The sequence below is a fragment of the Marinimicrobium koreense genome, assembly GCF_003762925.1.
Taxonomy (GTDB): domain Bacteria; phylum Pseudomonadota; class Gammaproteobacteria; order Pseudomonadales; family Cellvibrionaceae; genus Marinimicrobium; species Marinimicrobium koreense.
Genome location: NZ_RJUK01000001.1, coordinates 1,254,873 through 1,271,995, shown reverse-complemented (window position 1 = coordinate 1,271,995; position 17,123 = coordinate 1,254,873). Strand labels below are relative to the sequence as shown.

The following is a 17,123-nucleotide window of genomic DNA, read 5'->3' as shown; positions in this document are numbered from 1 at the left end:
GAACCCTTTTTCATTTATTTATTGGCAAACGGAGCAATCTACGCATGAGTAAAATTGTCGACATCAAAGCTTTCGAAGTTCTGGACAGTCGCGGTAACCCGACCGTCAGCGCTGAAGTCATTCTGGAAAGCGGTGCCGTAGGCTCCGCCTGCGCCCCCTCTGGCGCCTCTACCGGTTCGCGCGAAGCACTGGAACTGCGCGACGGCGACAAGTCCCGCTACCTGGGCAAGGGCGTACTGAAGGCCGTGGGCCACATCAACGACACCATCAAAGATCTGTTGGTGGGTAAAGACGCCGCCGATCAGCGCGCGCTGGACAAAATCATGATCGATGCCGACGGCACCGAGAACAAGTCCAAGTTTGGCGCCAACGCCATTCTGGCCGTGTCCCTGGCCGCTGCCAAAGCCGCTGCCATCGACAAGGGCATCCCCCTGTACCAGCACATTGCTGAAGTCAACGGCACCGCCGGTAAGTACTCCATGCCGGTACCGATGATGAACATCCTGAACGGTGGTGAGCACGCCGACAACAACGTCGACATTCAGGAATTCATGATTCAGCCGGTTTCCGCCAAGACCTTCTCCGAAGCGCTGCGCACCGGTGCGGAAATTTTCCACGCCCTGAAAAAAGTTCTGAACGAAAAGGGCCTGAGCACCGCGGTCGGTGACGAAGGTGGTTTCGCACCCAACCTGCCGTCCAATGAAGAGGCTCTGCAGGTCATCGGTCAGGCCGTGGCCAATGCCGGCTACAAACTGGGTGAAGATGTGACCCTGGCACTGGACTGCGCCGCGTCCGAGTTCTATAAAGATGGCAAGTACGACCTGTCTGGCGAAGGCAAGGTGTTCAGTGCCGAAGAGTTCTCTGACTACCTGGCAGACCTGTCGGCCAAGTACCCGATCATCTCAATCGAAGATGGTCTGGATGAGAGCGACTGGGACGGTTGGGCTTACCTGACCCAGAAGCTGGGCAACAAGATCCAACTGGTGGGCGACGACCTGTTCGTGACCAACACCAAGATTCTGAAAGAAGGTATCGACAAGAAGATCGGTAACTCCATCCTGATCAAGTTCAACCAGATCGGCTCGCTGTCCGAAACGCTGGATGCGATCAAGATGGCCCAGGACGCCGGTTACACCGCGGTGATCTCCCACCGTTCCGGTGAAACCGAAGACACCACCATTGCCGATCTGGCCGTGGCGACCGCAGCGGGTCAGATCAAGACCGGCTCTCTGTGTCGTTCCGACCGTGTATCCAAGTACAACCGCCTGCTGCGCATCGAAGCGGAGCTGAATGGCTCGGCGCCGTACAAGGGCCGTGCGGAATTCAAGGCGTAAGATCGGCGGGAAACGGCGGATCGGTTTGAAGTAGGGATGGTGTAACGGCGGATGCGGCCTTTGGCCTTATCCGCCCTACGCAAACCACGGTGCCATCCGCCGTAACCGCAGCTATGTAGGGTGGATAAGCGCAAAGCGCGTCATCCACCGCTTACCCGAGAGCATCTACCCCACGATCCACTAACCAGGAGTTGGTAACAATGAAAATTCTGTTGGCCATCCTGATAGTGCTATTCACCGCCCTGCAATACCGCTTGTGGATTGCAGAAGGAAGCTGGGCAGACGTGACGCGACTGGACCGCGACATTCGGGCGCAGGAGCTGGCCAACGAGCGGCTCAAAGCGCGCAACCGTCGGCTGGCCGTGGAAGTGGATGAACTCAAGGAAGGGCTGGACAGCATCGAAGAGCGGGCCCGAGAGGATTTGGGCATGATCCGCGACGGCGAGACCTTCTTCATGGTCGTCGATCCCCAAGAATAAACCGACCTCAGACGTCTTCGGAAACGTATATGGGCAATCACCTCCGTTCCGATGCCTCGAACCCTTGCTGGGCCATTGTTCCCGCAGCGGGTATTGGCACCCGCATGCGTTCAGATCTGCCCAAGCAGTATCTGCGGCTGCGAGGCAAAACCCTTCTGGAACATACGCTGGAACGTCTACTGGCCATTCCCGACCTGGCCGGAGTGGTGTTGGCTCTGAGCCCGACTGACCCCTACTGGGAGCAGTTGCCGCTGGCCGGCAATGTCCGGATTGCGGTTGTCGATGGCGGCAGTGAACGCAGCCGCTCTGTGCTCAATGCCCTGAACTACCTGACCCTGCAAGCTGAGGCGGAGGACTGGATTCTGGTGCACGACGCCGCCCGTCCCTGTATCACGCCCAGTGCCATTGCCAGCCTGCGGCGACACACCGCCAATCATCCCGTGGGTGGCATTCTCGGCGTTCCGGTGGGGGATACCCTCAAGCGTGTCGGTCCCCGCAACGTGATTCTCGATACCTGCGACCGGCGAGGACTCTGGCAGGCGCAGACGCCACAGCTGTTCCGCTACCAGTTGCTGCATCAGTGCCTGGCTCGGGCCTTGGGGCAAGGTGAGGTGGTGACCGATGAGGCATCGGCGATGGAGCTGGCAGGCTATCAGCCGCTGATGGTTGAAGGGCGCACCGACAATATCAAAGTGACCCGGCCGGAGGATCTGGCTCTGGCCGAGGCGATTTTACAGCGACAGGAGCAACACTGATGCGAGTGGGACAGGGCTTCGATGTGCACGCCTTCGGGCCGGGCGATAAAGTAGTGATCGGTGGTGTGGCCATTGCGCACGACCGGGGGCTGATCGCCCACTCGGACGGCGACGTGCTGCTGCATGCCTTGTGTGACGCCCTCCTGGGGGCCGCCGCCTTGGGGGACATCGGTCGGCACTTTCCGGATACCGATCCGGGCTTCAAAAACGCCGACAGCCGGGCGCTGTTGCGCATGGTTTATGCCAAGGTCCGGGCACAGGGGTGGCGGTTGGTCAATGCGGATATGACGGTAATTGCCCAGGCTCCGAAAATGGCCCGCCACGTCCCCTCCATGATTGAGCGGATCGCAGATGATCTCAGCTGTACCACGGGACAGCTCAACATCAAGGCCACCACCACCGAGCGGCTGGGTTTTACCGGCCGGGAAGAGGGCATCGCCGCTCAGGCGGTGGTGCTGCTCGAGCCGCAACAACTCTGAGGACGCTTTCCGTATGCCGGTAAATGACGCGGATTACCGGGCACCAACATGGCTGCCCGGCGGACATCTCCAGACACTGGTGCCCCGCTATATTCGTCGTCTGACACTGACCGGTGAGCCGGTAGACATCGACTTACCCGATGGCGACCGGTTGCACGCCGAGTTGTATCGCAGCCCTGAACCGGATGCTCCGCTGCTGATTCTCTCTCACGGCCTGGAGGGCAGTGCCCGTAGTGGTTATATCCTCGGGACTACCCGGGCGGCGCTGGCCAAGGGCTGGTCGGTACTCGCCTGGAATCTGCGCAGTTGCGGTGACCAGCTCAATCGTACCCCGCGTATCTACCACTCGGGCTGTAGTGATGATCTGGACGCGGTGATCAGCTGGGCCACGGGTGCGGGCTTTCCCCGCCTGCATCTGGGAGGCTTCTCGCTCGGGGGCAACGTCACCCTGAAGTGGCTGGGTGAGCAGGGCGAGGCGGCGCGCGAGCGCGGTGTGGAGGCGGCGGCTACGGCCTCGGTGCCGCTGGACCTGCTCGCGTGCGTGTTGACTCTGGAGCGTCCGGCCAACTGGCTGTACCACAAACACTTTGTCCGTTCGATGAAACGTCGGCTCAAAGCCAAGGCCGCCCAATTTCCCGGGCATTTCGATCTGCAGCGACTGAAGCAGATGAAAACCCTCTGGGCTCTGGACGAGCACTATACGGCGCCCCTCAATGGCTTTCGCGATGCGGCCGACTATTACGCCCGCTGCAGCAGCCGATTTTTTCTGCGGGATATCCGCGTTCCCACCCTGCTGGTTACCGCGCGCAACGACCCCTTCTTCAACGATCGCTGTTTCCCGACCGAGGAAGCCGAGGCCCATGACCATCTGATTTTTGAAGCGCCCCGCACTGGTGGCCACGTCGGATTCTGGCAGGGCCCGGGTGACTGGTGGCTTGAACGACGATTTTTGCAACACTTTGGCCGGGAGAAGCCATGACCCCCGAGTTTGACATCCGAATGCCCACCGCCTGGGGCGGCCCCCGCGTGTCCGCCGGATTTCGGGTGACGCCGGAAGACTTTCAAGTGGACGAAATTCTCGGGTTTGAGCCTGAGGGCGAGGGCGAACACTGGCTGGTTCAGGTTCGCAAACGCGGAGATAACACCGCCTGGGTGGCCGGACAACTGGCGCGCTGTGCCGGCGTCACCAGTCGGGATGTGGGCTTCTGTGGCCTCAAGGATCGCCACGCGGTGACCACACAGTGGTTCAGTATCTATCAACCCAAAGCCGTGGAGCCCGACTGGACCGCATTGGAACAGATCGGCCCCACCGTGCTCAGCTGCTCCCGTCATTCGCGCAAGCTGCGCCGGGGCCAGCACCAGGCCAACCACTTCGTCATTCGACTGCGGGCGCTGCAGGCCCTGGAAGATGGCGCCCTGGAACGGCTTGAACAGACGCTGGCCCGGGTGGCGGAGCAGGGGGCGCCCAACTACTTTGGTGAGCAGCGCTTTGGCCGAGACGCGGGCAACTTGCATCAGGCGCAGCGCTGGCTGGTGGAGGGTGAGCGTATCAAGAACCGCCAACAGCGGGGCATGGTGATGTCCGCCGCCCGCTCCTGGCTGTTCAATCAGGTACTGGCGGAACGTGTGCGTGAGGGTACCTGGCTTGAGTGCCTTGCGGGCGAACCGCAGGATGAACCTTCCGGCCCGCTCTGGGGCCGTGGTCGACTGATGAGTGACGCCCAGACCGCTCAGTTGGAATCCCGGGTGTTGGCACCCTGGAAAGGCTGGTGCGACGGCCTGGAACATGTTGGCCTGAACCAGGAGCGACGCGCCCTGGCACTGAACCCACAGGGTCTGGCGTGGCACTGGGAGCAGGGCGACATGGTGCTGTCTTTTGCCCTGCCGCCGGGGACCTTTGCCACCGCATTGCTGGCGGAGGTGGCCCAGCTCGATACGACCCAGATGGAAGCAGCTCGGGGCGCCACTGTGCTATAGTGATCGCTTTTCATCAGAACAATATTGACGGCTAGAATTCCGGGGAAATACGCAGTGACGAGTCTTAATTTGGAAGGTGTGGGAATGACCTCCCAGCGCACGCGGGAGCGTCTGGTGCAAAGGCTGGCCGACAAGGGCGTCACCAATCTGCAGGTGCTGGACACTCTGCGCAACACGCCCCGGCACTGGTTTCTGGATGAAGCGTTGTCCCATCGCGCCTACGAGGACACCGCGCTGCCCATCGGCTATGGCCAGACACTCTCCCAGCCCTATATCGTCGCTCGAATGACGGAAATTCTGCTCGGTGCCGCCGGCAAACGACTGCACAAAGTGCTGGAAGTGGGCACTGGTTCAGGCTACCAGACCAGCATTCTGGCGCAGTTGGTGGACGAAGTGTACAGCGTCGAGCGGATCAAGCCTCTGCAGGATAAGGCCCGTGAGCGGCTGCGGGAGTTGGGGTTGCGCAACGTTCACCTCAAGCACGCCGATGGCGGTTTCGGTTGGCCGGAGGCGGGGCCGTTTGACGGTATCCTGAGCACCGCCGCACCGCGCTTTGTTCCCCAGGGGTTGCTGAATCAATTGGCGCCAAACGGCGTGCTGGTTATCCCGGTGGGCGATCAGACCCAATCCCTCAACCTGATCATTCGCGATGGTGACAGCGAGAACTTTGTGACCCAGGTGCTCGAACCGGTCAAGTTCGTTCCGCTGCTCTCCGGCACCAGCCGCTGACGTTTCATGTCTGATTTTGCTGCCCAATGACAAGGACTCCCATGACCCTGCAAGCCCGACTGATTCTATGCCTGAAAGGGATGGCGATGGGGGCGGCTGATGTGGTTCCCGGTGTATCCGGTGGGACCATTGCGTTTATCTCCGGAATCTATGAAGAATTGATCGATTCTCTGCGGCGTTGGACACCCGCAGCGCTGGGCATCTGGCGGCGGCAGGGCACGGCCGCCTTTTGGCGCCACGTCAATGGCGGCTTTCTGCTGACGGTCTTTGGCGGCGTACTGCTCAGCATCTTTTCCCTGGCGAATCTGGTGCACTATCTGCTGGAATTTCATCCCCTGCTGGTCTGGGGGTTCTTTTTCGGACTTGTGGTGGCGTCGGTCGTTTATATCGGGCGACAGCTGCCGCTTCGCTCTCCGGTCATCTGGTTGGGACTGGGCCTTGGCACCCTGGTGGCGCTGGCAATCTCGGTAGGCAAGCCGGTTCAGCTGCCCGCCGAGTGGTGGATGGTGTACCTCGCTGGCTGCATCGCAATATGCGCCATGATCCTTCCCGGCGTTTCCGGCAGTTTCCTGTTGCTGCTGATGGGGATGTACCCGGTGTTTATTCAGGCGGTGGTGGATCTGAATTGGTGGATACTGGCGTGCTTTCTCGCGGGCTGTGTGACCGGCCTGTTACTGTTTTCCCACTTTCTGGGCTGGCTGTTGCGACATTATCATGACCGGACGCTGGCGGTGCTGACCGGCTTTCTGGTGGGCTCGTTGAACATTATCTGGCCCTGGAAGCATACTCTGGAGACCTATACCAACCGTCACGGTGAGCAGGTACCGTTGGTTCAGGAAAACCTGGTGCCGTGGCACTATGAGAATATTGTCGGGTCTGACCCACAGACAGCAATGGTTCTGGTTCTCATGGCGTTGGGGTTGTTGCTGGTGCTCGCCCTGGAATTTTGGGCGAAACGGTCGACTCATTAATAATTCACAGTGGCAACCCGTATTTTAGAGTATTTTCTAATAAGGGCCCGGCGTTAATTGCGAATCCAAATAAACGGGGCCTTCGCATCAGCCCTTAACGTGAGTGTGTTTATGCAGGACTGGTCAACCCACCGCTGGAGGAAATACGGCCCACTGGTTTATATATTGATCAGTTTGGTGGTTCTGGGAGGCTGCGCTACCCAGCGGGCGGATGTGGTGGAGCGGGGCCAGCCGCCGGGTCGGGAGATTCAGAAGCACTGGGTGAGCGCCGGAGAAACGCTCTATTCCATTGCCTGGCGCTACGACGTGGATCACCGCAAGCTGGCGCAACACAACGGTATCAGCCCACCTTTCACCATTTACCCCGGCCAGACACTGCGCCTCGATGTGCATAATATGGCCGCGCCTTCCAGGCCCTCTCCACGGGCGACGCCCCCGAAAGTCGCCAGTAAGCCGACCCCGAAAGCGCCTGCTGACCGTCAAGAAAATAAAACATCTCGCCCAAAGGCGTCTGCCGCCCCGGCCCTGGTTGCGGGCAACCCCGATTGGCGGTGGCCCGTGAAGGGGCGGGTGATTGCCGCCTTCGGCGCCTCTACGGGGCTCAATCAGGGTATTGATATCAGCGGTAAATTGGGAGACTCTGTGCAAGCAGCTGCTGCAGGGCAAGTGGTTTATGCGGGCAGCGGGCTGCGTGGGTATGGCAATCTCGTGATCATCAAACACAATGACACGTACCTCAGCGCTTATGCCCACAACCGTCGCCTGAAGGTAGCCGAAGGTGACGCGGTAAAAGCAGGAGAGGTGATTGCCGAAATGGGTTCCAGTGGCACCGACAGTGTGCGTCTGCACTTTGAAATTCGGCGTGATGGGAAACCCGTTGACCCAATTGGGTATCTACCCAAACGTTAACGCTAAACGTTAACAATAGTGTCGCAGTATAACGATAACTTGGGTTAAGGCTGTTGGATGCCATAGGGGCGGCACCAGGAGCCGTATGTAGAGCGAGGGGTGATCTATGGCACTGCAAGAACGGGATACAAAAGCGGATCGTGAGTCAGCCGCGGCGGTTCACGAAATTGATTTTAATGATGATGTTGTGGTTGAAGAGGAACCGACCACCGCAGCACCCACCTCCGCCCGACGAGGGCGCGCCACCGCTGATCGGCACTCCGACGATCACTTCTCCAAAAGTCTCGATGCGACACAACTTTACCTGAACGAAATTGGCTTCTCGCCCTTGCTGACCGCCGAGGAAGAGGTCTATTTTGCCCGCCGCGCACTGCGTGGAGATGAGGCGTCCCGGAAGCGGATGATCGAAAGCAATCTGCGTCTGGTGGTGAAAATTTCACGCCGCTACGTCAATCGGGGTCTGGCCCTGTTGGATCTGATTGAAGAGGGCAACCTGGGGTTGATCCGCGCGGTCGAGAAGTTTGACCCGGAGCGGGGTTTCCGCTTCTCCACCTACGCGACCTGGTGGATCCGTCAGACCATCGAGCGGGCGATCATGAACCAGACCCGCACCATCCGTCTGCCCATTCATGTGGTGAAAGAGCTCAATATCTACCTGCGGGCGGCTCGGGAGCTGACCCAGAAGCTGGACCACGAACCCTCCTCGGATGAAATCGCCACGCTGTTGCACAAGCCGGTGGCCGACGTGGAGCGTATGTTGGGGCTGAATGAGCGGGTCACGTCGGTGGACAGCCCGGTGGGCAATGCCTCCGATCGGGCCGTGGTGGACACCATCCCGGACATCAACAACTCCGACCCCGCTTTTCTGATGCAGGATGGCGATCTAAATGACAGTCTGGATCGTTGGCTGGACGACCTGAGTGAAAAGCAGCGTGAAGTCCTGGCCCGGCGTTTCGGGTTGCGTGGCCATGAGGTGTGCACCCTGGAAGAGGTGGGCCATGAAATCGGATTGACCCGAGAAAGGGTGCGCCAGATTCAGGTGGAAGCCCTGAAGCGGTTGCGGGAAATCATCGAAAAGCAGGGGCTCAATAGCGAGGCGCTGTTCAGCGTTTGATGCGGTACCTCTGTCTGAGGTACAAAAAAGCCGGGCTTTGATGGCCCGGCTTTTTTGTGGCTGCAGATTTGTCGGTGCAGACGGTTCAGCGTTCGAGGTACTGCAGTTTCCCTTCCACACCATCCCACTCTTCGGCGTCCGCCGGAGCGTCTTTCTTCTCGGTAATATTGGGCCAGACTTCCGCCAATTCGGCGTTCAGCTCCAGGAACACTTCCTGCCCTTCGGGCAGTTCATCTTCCGAGAAGATGGCATCCACCGGACACTCGGGCTCACAAAGAGCGCAGTCAATGCACTCGTCCGGGTGAATCACCAGGAAATTGGGGCCTTCATAAAAGCAGTCAACGGGGCAGACTTCAACGCAGTCTGTGTGTTTGCATTTAATGCAGTTTTCCCCAACAACAAATGTCATAGCGGACTCCAGCTAACACGGTTCGGATTTTGGGCGCTTATTCTAGCAGTATTCTTAGCTTTTGCCAGTCATAAGCGCCTTTAGGGCATAAAGTTGCTCCAGCGCCTCACGGGGGCTGAGATCATCCGGCTGAACCTCGCCCAGCGCTTCCACCACCGGGTGGGGCGCGCTGTCGAACAGGCCGCCCTGAACGGGCGTGTCGGCCGCCGGTGCCGGTTCGGGTTTGGGTGGCTGGGGAGTCGAGCTGCCGCGCTGGGCGTCGCCCTCCAGTTCCGCCAGTTGGGTCTTGGCCTGGGCCAGCACGCCATCGGGTATGCCCGCGAGTTTGGCCACCTGCAGGCCGTAGCTCTTGCTCGCCGGCCCCTCCTGAACCTTGTGCAGAAAGACAATGCTGTCGTGGTGCTCGGTGGCATCCAGGTGGACATTGACGATGCCCGGTAGCTCGTCGGGCAGCCGGGTCAGTTCAAAGTAGTGGGTGGCGAACAGGGTGTACGCCTTGACGTTTTCCGCCAGATGGCGGGCGCAGGCCCAGGCCAGGGCCAGACCGTCAAAGGTACTGGTGCCCCGGCCGATCTCGTCCATCAGCACCAGGCTGCGCGGCGTGGCGTTATGCAGAATGTTGGCGGTCTCGGTCATTTCCACCATAAAAGTGGAGCGCCCACCGGCCAGGTCATCGGAGGAGCCGATCCGGGTAAAGATCCGGTCCAGCATGCCCACTCTCGCTTCCGCTGCGGGCACAAAGCTGCCGATATGGGCCAGCACGGCGATCAGCGCCGCCTGGCGCATGTAGGTGGATTTACCGCCCATGTTCGGACCAGTGACCACCAGCATGTGGCGCTGATCGCCAAAGCACAGATCGTTGGGAACAAACGGCGCTTCGTTGACGTGCTCGACCACCGGATGTCGCCCGCCCTGAATGTCGATACCGGGGTCGGCGTTCAGGATGGGGCGGCTCCAGCCAAGGCTGTCGGCGCGTTCGGCCAGATTGGTCAGCAGGTCCAGCTCCGCCACGGCGGCGGCGGACTGCTGCAGGGGGATCAGGTCGTCGTTGAGAATGTCGATCAGCTGATCGTAGAGCAGCTTTTCCCGGGCCAGAGCGCGACTTTTGGCGGACAGCGCCTTGTCCTCGAATTCTTTCAGCTCCGGGGTGATAAAACGCTCGGCGTTTTTCAGGGTCTGGCGGCGGATATAGTCCGCCGGGGCCTGTTCGGCCTGGGCGCGGCTGAGCTCGATAAAGTAGCCGTGCACCCGGTTGTAGCCCACCTTCAGCGTGCTGATGCCGGTGCGCTCTCGCTCCCGGGTTTCCAGGTCCACCAGGTACTGGCCGGCGTTGTTGCTGATATTGCGCAGCTCGTCCAGTTCTTCATCGTAGCCCTCGGCGATCACGCCGCCATCGCGAATGACCACCGGTGGATTTTCAATCAGGGCGCGTCCCAGCAGATCAACGGCCTTGGGGAATTCTCCCAGCTGTTGTGCCAGCTCGGACAGGTGCGGCGCGCCGAGCTTGGCCAGCTCGCTGCGCAGCTCCGGGTAGCAGGCCAGGGAGGCGTGCAGCCGGGCGAGATCCCGCGGGCGGGCCGAACGCAGGGCCAGGCGGCCGAGGATCCGCTCCATATCGCCGATGCGTTTGAGAATCCGGTGAATCACCTCGAAGGTGTACTGGTGTTGCAGCTCCGCCACTGCGTCCTGACGGGATTGCAGAATCGGCAGGTCGCGCAGCGGGCGGTTCAGCCAGCGGCGCAGCAGGCGGGAGCCCATGGCGGTGGCGCAGCGGTTCAGAACGCTGTACAGGGTGTTTTCTTCGGTACCCCCGAGGTTGATATCCAGTTCCAGGTTGCGCCGGGTGGCGGCATCCATGATCACCGCCTGCTCCCGGTTTTCGTGGCTCAGGCCGCGCACGTGGGGCAGGGCGGCGCGCTGGGTTTCCCGGGCGTAGTTGAGCAGACAGCCGGCGGCGGCGATGGCGGCGTCCAGATGGTCGCAACCAAAGCCTGCCAGATCCTGGGTGCCGAACTGCTGGGTCAGCAGGCGTCGGGCGCTGTCCAGCTCGAACTCCCAGGGGCCCCGGCGGCGCACGCCCTTGCGGTTCTCCAGCAGTTCGGGCGTGGTCAGGTCATCGCTGACCAGCAGCTCGGCCGGGCGCAGTCGCTGCAGCTCACCGAGGGCCGCGTCCAGCCCCTCGACCTCCAGCACGTAAAAACGGCCGCTGGCGATATCCAGAGACGCCAGTCCATAGGTGTCGCCCTGCTGGTGCAGGGCCACCAGCAGGTTGTCCCGACCGGAGTCCAGAAGGGCTTCGTCGCTGACGGTGCCCGGCGTGACGATGCGCACCACTTTGCGCTCCACGGGCCCCTTGGACGTCGCCGGATCGCCGATCTGCTCGCAGATGGCCACCGAGACGCCAGCCCTCACCAGCTTGGCCAGGTAGCCGTCGGCGGCGTGAAACGGAATGCCCGCCATGGGAATGGGCTCACCGTTGGACTTGCCGCGGGCCGTGAGGGTCACGTCCAGCAGTTCGGCGGCCCGCTTGGCGTCGTCGTAGAACAATTCGTAGAAGTCGCCCATGCGATAGAACACCAGCTCCTGCGGATGCTCCGCCTTGATCCGCAGGTACTGCTGCATCATCGGCGTGTGCTGGCTTGGGGCGTCGGATGTTTTGCTCATAAAACGGCGTTGCCTGGGTGTTATCGGGTGATTGGAAGCTGCGCTATTCTACGGAATTCATCCGGGGCTTGCACTCGTCTCGCGCCTGGCATACCTTGAGCCCATGACCGAACCCCTGACCACTTCCGCCGCCGAACAGCAGGCCCTCGCGACCCGCCTGGGACAGGCGCTGACGGCAAACCACTGGACCGTGGCCGCGGCGGAATCCTGCACTGGTGGTGGTATTGCCGCCGCGATCACCGACATTCCCGGCAGTTCGGGCTGGTTTGGCTATGGTCTGGTGACGTATTCCAACGACGCCAAGGTTCGCATGTTGGGCGTTCCCGAGCAGATGCTGATACAGAACGGTGCGGTCAGTGAATCGGTGGTGCGCGCCATGGCGGAGGGTGCGGCGCGGATTTCTGGCGCGGATCTGGCCATTGCGGTGAGCGGCGTTGCCGGGCCGGAAGGTGGCTCAGAGGAAAAACCGGTGGGTACCGTCTGGTTGGGCTGGGCGTATCGGCGCGGCGAGGCGCTGCTCAGCGATGCTCACCTGCATCGGTTTGAAGGCGATCGGGCCGCCGTGCGAGGGCAGACCGTGACCGCCGCGTTGCAGCAGTTGTTGGCTTTGACTACGGGCGGCAAGACTACTGTATAAATATCGAGTTACTGTTTGCGCATACAGGTTTTTCGTGTATGCTGTCGGCAGTTGTATTGAAACCATTTCAAGTTCTAATTTCACAGCATTGATCGAGGTGTCGGATGGACGCGAATAAAGAGAAAGCGCTACAGGCCGCCTTAGGCCAGATTGAACGTCAATTTGGTAAGGGCACGGTCATGCGCATGGGCGATCGTGAGCGGGTGGCGATTCCCGCCATTTCCACGGGCTCTCTGGGGCTGGATGCCGCCCTCGGTATTGGTGGCCTGCCCAAGGGGCGGGTGGTAGAGATTTACGGGCCGGAATCGTCCGGTAAAACCACTTTGACGCTGCAGGTGATTGCTGAAGCCCAGCGCCAGGGCGGTACCTGTGCCTTTATTGACGCCGAGCACGCGCTGGATCCGATTTACGCCGAAAAACTGGGCGTGAATGTGGATGATCTGATCATCTCCCAGCCGGATACCGGTGAGCAGGCCCTGGAGGTCAGCGATATGCTGGTGCGCTCCGGTGCGGTTGACGTGTTGGTGGTGGACTCGGTGGCGGCGCTGACGCCCCGGGCGGAAATTGAAGGCGAGATGGGTGATCAGCACGTGGGCCTGCAGGCCCGCCTGATGTCCCAGGCGCTGCGTAAAATTACCGGTAACATCAAGAACGCCAACTGCCTGGTGATCTTCATTAACCAGATCCGCATGAAGATCGGTGTGATGTTCGGCAGCCCGGAAACCACCACCGGTGGTAATGCGCTCAAGTTCTACTCCTCGGTTCGCCTGGATATCCGCCGCATTGGTTCGGTGAAAGAGGGCGATGAGGTCATCGGGAACGAGACCCGAGTGAAGGTGGTGAAAAACAAGGTGGCACCGCCGTTCAAGCAAACCGAGTTCCAGATTCTGTACGGCACGGGCATCAACCGCTTCGGTGAGGTCATTGATTACGGCGTCAAGCTTGGCATCGTGGACAAGGCGGGTGCCTGGTACAGCTACAATGGCGACAAGATTGGCCAGGGCAAAAACAACGTGGTGAAGTTCCTTCATGAGAATCCCACCATCGCCCAGGAGATGGAGAAGCGGGTACGCGGCGAACTGCTGAACATCCCGGTAAAGGCCGAAGAGAAGGAAGAAGAGGAAAGCGAGGCCTGAGCCTCGCCGTCCTGTCAAACTAGAAGAGACCCGGGTTGAACCCGGGTCTCTTGTCTGTGGTCCAACTGACGTGATACTCATGATACCCCTTGGGCGGAGCCTGTGGCGCCGCCAAGGCAACGCCAAGTAATAAGAGGAAAGCGGCTGTGCGACTGATTCGTTTGGGTGTTGGACTATTGTTGGTGCTGGGCCTTCTGGCTGGCTGTACCAGTACGCCCTCGGTGGTGACCGATTACGATCCTGAATTTTCGTTTGGAGAGCTCACCCGTTTTCGGGTTGAACTGGCCGAGCAGGAAGACGGCAACAGCCTGCTGATCTCTCCGTTCACCCTGAGTCACCTGCAGCGGGTGATTGAAAGCCATTTGGCGTCGCGCTATGAATCTGCGGGCGAAGATGGGGAGGCGGATTTCGTGGTCCGCTACCACATCGTGGTGGAAGACCGACTGGATGTACGCAGCTACGATCAACGCTATGGCTTTGGGTACTACGGTTATGGCCCCTGGTACCGTTACCCCTATTCCCATGGACCCAGTCCACGGGTCTACCGCCAGGGAACTCTGATCATTGACATCGCTCGCGCTGAAGACAACAAACCGCTGTGGCGGGGCGTCGCCGAGCAGCGTCTGTATGATGGTCTGACGCCTCAGGAACAGCGTCAGCGGCTCTCTGCCGCAGTGACCGAGGTACTGTCGAATTTCCCACCGGTACGTTGAGTCGTTATGACAGAGCGGGATGAGTCGAGCGAGCCCACGATGGGCGAAGTGCGACTGACGGCCATGAACCTGTTGGCTCGTCGCGAGCATGCTCGTGACGAGCTTCGGACCAAATTACTCAAGCGCTTTGGTTCGGAGGGTGAACGGGTTAAGACGGTGGATCAGGCGCTGGCCCGGCTGGAAGAGCAGGGGCTTCAGAGCGATGAGCGCTTCACCGAGGCATTTGTCACCGCTCGGGAGCGGCAGGGCAAGGGGCCTCTGCGTATTGCCCAGGAATTGCGGCAAAAAGGCGTTTCAGACTCTCTGGTCAGCCTTTATCTCGATGAAGGGGATGAGCGCTGGTGGGATCTCGCCAATGAAGTGCGCCGAAAGCGCTTCGGTGACGCACCGGTGGAAGCCCCCAAAGAGAAAGCCCGTCAGGCCCGATTCCTTCAATACCGCGGGTTTTCCCACGAACAGGTGCGAGAGGCTATCGCCAACGCTCCCAGGCATCCATGACTTTCGCAGCATAGCGGTAGCTGCCATAACTGCCGTTATAGCGTGCCAAGGCTTCCGCCAGGCGCCCCTCTGATCGTTCCAGGTAATGCTTGAGGATGGTGCAGCCGTACCGCAGGTTGGTTTCCAGGTCGATCAGGTTGTCTTCCGGTCGGCCAATCTCGTTCTTCCAGAACGGCATGACCTGCATGATCCCCTGAGCACCCACCGGTGACACCGCATAGTGATTGAAGTGGCTCTCCACCTCAATGACCGCTAATACCAGCTCGGGCTGAAGGTCGGTCTGGCGGGCCGCGCTGTGGATTTTGCGCAGCAGGCGCAGGCGTCGATCCGGATCGCGCACATAACGCTCCAGGCGTCCCGACATCAGCATCAGCCAGGCCTCGGCATCAAAGCGATCCTCGAAACTGTCCGCCGCGCGAATGTTATCGAGCAGCTTCTGCCGAAGCTGGTCATCCACTTCAATGGCCGGTTCGGCATAGGCCAGGGTGTTCGATTGTGCCCAGGTGAAACTGGCGGCGCTCGCCATCCACAGTGCCACCAGAACACTGAACGCGGTTTTCTTCACGCCCGGCCCACGCATCGAGGTCAGTCCGCCAGGCGCTCGCGGATAAACTCGACCACCTGTTCCAGTGGAACGTCCTGAGCCTGTTCGTCCCGGCGTCCTTTGTACTCCAGAGTACCTTTCTCCAGACCGCGATCGCCCACCACCAGACGGTGTGGAATACCCATCAGGTCGGTATTGGCGAGCATGACACCGAGGCGCGCTTTGTCTTCGTCCATGTACAGGACTTCAACGCCCAGTTCGGTGAGCTGCTGGTACAGTGTCTCACACTGTTCGGCCACCGCCGGGGATTTGTGCGGGTTGATTGGCACCAGTGCGAGCTGGAAGGGCGCAATACTCTGGGGCCAGATGATGCCATTCTGGTCATGGTTCTGCTCAATGGCCGCCGCGACCACACGGGATACCCCGATACCGTAGCAACCCATGATCATGGGTTTTTCTTTGCCGTTCTCATCCAGCACGCGCGCATTCATCGCCTCGCTGTACTTGGTGCCCAGCTGGAAGATGTGGCCGACCTCAATGCCGCGCTTGATCTCCAATTGGCCCTTGCCGTCGGGGCTCGGGTCTCCGGCCACCACGTTGCGCAGATCCACCACGTCGTTCAGGGGTACATCGCGCTCCCAGTTGACGCCGGTCAGGTGATAGCCATTCCGGTTGGCCCCGCAGACGAAGTCCGCCAGCTGGGCGGCCGCCCGGTCCACCAATACGCGAATGGTCAGGCCCACCGGGCCGAGGGAGCCCACACCCGCGCCCAGCTCTGCTTCAATGCGTTCCTCCGGGGCAAAGGTCAGCGGTGTGGCAATGCCCTCGATTTTTTCGGCCTTGATGTCGTTAAGCTCGTGATCGCCGCGCAGCACCAGAGCCACCAGGGGCGCGGAGCCCTCTTCCGGGGCTTCGCCCAGTACGATCAGGGTCTTGACGGTCTGCTCCGGCGCGACCTTCAGAAAGCCTGCGACCTGTTCGATGGTGTGCTGATCCGCAGTGGCAACCTCGGTCATGGCTTCGCTGGCACTGGGGCGTGCGTCGCTCGGCGCCAGGGCTTCAGCTTTTTCGATGTTGGCGGCATAGTCGCTGCCGTTACTGAACGCGATGTCATCTTCACCGCTGTCGGCCAGTACGTGAAATTCGTGCGAGAAAGCGCCGCCGATGGAGCCGGTATCGGCCAACACGGGGCGATAGGCCAGGCCAATGCGGTCAAAAATGGCGCAGTAGGTGCGGTGCATGACCTCGTAGGTTTCCTGCAGGGATTCCTGACTCAAGTGGAACGAGTAGGCATCCTTCATGGTGAACTCGCGGGCCCGCATGACCCCGAATCGGGGACGGATTTCGTCGCGGAATTTGGTCTGAATCTGATAGAAATTGGCCGGCAGCTGTTTGTAGCTGTTGATCTCACCGCGAATCAGGTCGGTAATGACCTCTTCGTGGGTGGGGCCGAGGCAGAAATCCCGCTGGTGGCGGTCATTGATGCGCAACAGCTCGGGGCCGTACTGCTGCCAGCGTCCGGACTCTTCCCAGAGCTCGGCGGGCTGAACCACCGGCATCAGAACTTCCTGGGCGCCGGAGCGGTCCATTTCCTCCCGGATGATGCGCTCGACCTTGCGCAGTACACGCAGCCCGAGAGGCATCCAGGTATACAGCCCCGAGGCCAGTTTGCGGATCATGCCCGCGCGCAGCATCAATTGGTGGCTGATGACCTCGGCGTCGGAGGGCGTTTCTTTCAGTGTGGCGATTAAAAAACGACTGGCTCGCATAGATTG

The 17,123-nt window shown here is 60.5% G+C and carries 18 protein-coding genes; 14 read left to right on the top strand and 4 right to left on the bottom strand.

Going from position 1 to position 17,123, the window contains the following annotated elements; all coding sequences use genetic code 11:
• Positions 1-44: 44 nt before the first annotated feature.
• From eno to rpoS, 10 genes are all read left to right on the top strand, one after another.
• Positions 45-1,334, top strand: coding sequence for a phosphopyruvate hydratase (gene eno / locus EDC38_RS05475; RefSeq protein ID WP_123637633.1), 1,290 nt, complete (start codon positions 45-47; stop codon positions 1,332-1,334).
• A 200-nt stretch (positions 1,335-1,534) separates the two neighbouring features.
• On the top strand, positions 1,535-1,813 hold the full coding sequence (gene ftsB, locus EDC38_RS05470) for a cell division protein FtsB (RefSeq protein ID WP_123637632.1): 279 nt from the start codon (positions 1,535-1,537) through the stop codon (positions 1,811-1,813).
• 29 nt (positions 1,814-1,842) lie between these two features.
• Positions 1,843-2,568 (top strand): 2-C-methyl-D-erythritol 4-phosphate cytidylyltransferase, encoded by a 726-nt coding sequence (gene ispD, locus EDC38_RS05465; protein WP_123637631.1) that lies wholly within the window; start codon positions 1,843-1,845, stop codon positions 2,566-2,568.
• Complete coding sequence (ispF, locus tag EDC38_RS05460) at positions 2,568-3,047, top strand: 2-C-methyl-D-erythritol 2,4-cyclodiphosphate synthase (protein WP_123637630.1); 480 nt, start codon at positions 2,568-2,570, stop codon at positions 3,045-3,047. Before ispD ends, ispF begins: the two co-directional genes overlap by 1 nt.
• A gap of 13 nt (positions 3,048-3,060) precedes the next feature.
• A complete protein-coding gene (locus EDC38_RS05455) occupies positions 3,061-4,026 on the top strand; it encodes a YheT family hydrolase (RefSeq protein ID WP_123637629.1) in 966 nt (321 codons plus the stop codon).
• Positions 4,023-5,024 carry a tRNA pseudouridine(13) synthase TruD gene (gene truD / locus EDC38_RS05450; protein ID WP_123637628.1) on the top strand — a complete coding sequence of 334 codons (1,002 nt, stop codon included), beginning with the start codon at positions 4,023-4,025 and terminating at the stop codon, positions 5,022-5,024. The genes EDC38_RS05455 and truD overlap by 4 nt, the downstream gene beginning before the upstream one ends.
• 84 nt (positions 5,025-5,108) lie before the next feature.
• Positions 5,109-5,753, top strand: coding sequence for a protein-L-isoaspartate(D-aspartate) O-methyltransferase (locus EDC38_RS05445; protein ID WP_123637627.1), 645 nt, complete (start codon positions 5,109-5,111; stop codon positions 5,751-5,753).
• Positions 5,754-5,794: 41 nt separating this feature from the next.
• Positions 5,795-6,724 (top strand): polyprenyl-phosphate transporter, encoded by a 930-nt coding sequence (locus EDC38_RS05440; RefSeq protein ID WP_246004343.1) that lies wholly within the window; start codon positions 5,795-5,797, stop codon positions 6,722-6,724.
• 111 nt (positions 6,725-6,835) lie between these two features.
• Positions 6,836-7,633: a peptidoglycan DD-metalloendopeptidase family protein gene (locus EDC38_RS05435; protein ID WP_123637626.1), complete on the top strand. Its 798-nt coding sequence runs from the start codon at positions 6,836-6,838 to the stop codon at positions 7,631-7,633.
• Between the two features lie 106 nt (positions 7,634-7,739).
• Positions 7,740-8,747: an RNA polymerase sigma factor RpoS gene (gene rpoS, locus EDC38_RS05430; protein ID WP_123637625.1), complete on the top strand. Its 1,008-nt coding sequence runs from the start codon at positions 7,740-7,742 to the stop codon at positions 8,745-8,747.
• A gap of 85 nt (positions 8,748-8,832) precedes the next feature.
• Here rpoS and fdxA read toward each other — a convergent pair whose 3' ends face one another.
• Complete coding sequence (gene fdxA, locus EDC38_RS05425) at positions 8,833-9,156, bottom strand: ferredoxin FdxA (RefSeq protein ID WP_036159885.1); 324 nt, start codon at positions 9,154-9,156, stop codon at positions 8,833-8,835.
• Between the two features lie 54 nt (positions 9,157-9,210).
• Complete coding sequence (mutS, locus tag EDC38_RS05420; protein WP_123637624.1) at positions 9,211-11,820, bottom strand: DNA mismatch repair protein MutS; 2,610 nt, start codon at positions 11,818-11,820, stop codon at positions 9,211-9,213.
• A 103-nt stretch (positions 11,821-11,923) separates the two neighbouring features.
• Here mutS and EDC38_RS05415 point away from each other — a divergent pair, with 103 nt between their 5' ends.
• The 4 genes from EDC38_RS05415 (at position 11,924) to EDC38_RS05400 (ending at position 14,804) form a co-directional block, all read left to right on the top strand.
• Positions 11,924-12,457: a CinA family protein gene (locus EDC38_RS05415; protein WP_123637623.1), complete on the top strand. Its 534-nt coding sequence runs from the start codon at positions 11,924-11,926 to the stop codon at positions 12,455-12,457.
• A gap of 104 nt (positions 12,458-12,561) precedes the next feature.
• The gene (recA, locus tag EDC38_RS05410) at positions 12,562-13,593 is read left to right on the top strand and encodes a recombinase RecA (RefSeq protein ID WP_024460497.1); all 1,032 of its coding nucleotides are present in this window, start codon (positions 12,562-12,564) and stop codon (positions 13,591-13,593) included.
• Between the two features lie 146 nt (positions 13,594-13,739).
• The gene (locus EDC38_RS05405; RefSeq protein ID WP_246004342.1) at positions 13,740-14,306 is read left to right on the top strand and encodes a DUF4136 domain-containing protein; all 567 of its coding nucleotides are present in this window, start codon (positions 13,740-13,742) and stop codon (positions 14,304-14,306) included.
• Positions 14,307-14,312: 6 nt separating this feature from the next.
• Positions 14,313-14,804 (top strand): regulatory protein RecX, encoded by a 492-nt coding sequence (locus EDC38_RS05400; RefSeq protein WP_211331042.1) that lies wholly within the window; start codon positions 14,313-14,315, stop codon positions 14,802-14,804.
• Here EDC38_RS05400 and EDC38_RS05395 read toward each other — a convergent pair.
• Entirely contained in the window at positions 14,776-15,384 is a 609-nt protein-coding gene (locus EDC38_RS05395; protein WP_246004341.1) for a lytic transglycosylase domain-containing protein, read from the bottom strand. The genes EDC38_RS05400 and EDC38_RS05395 overlap by 29 nt on opposite strands.
• Before the next feature lie 5 nt (positions 15,385-15,389).
• Entirely contained in the window at positions 15,390-17,117 is a 1,728-nt protein-coding gene (locus tag EDC38_RS05390; protein WP_123637622.1) for a proline--tRNA ligase, read from the bottom strand.
• Positions 17,118-17,123: the final 6 nt, after the last annotated feature.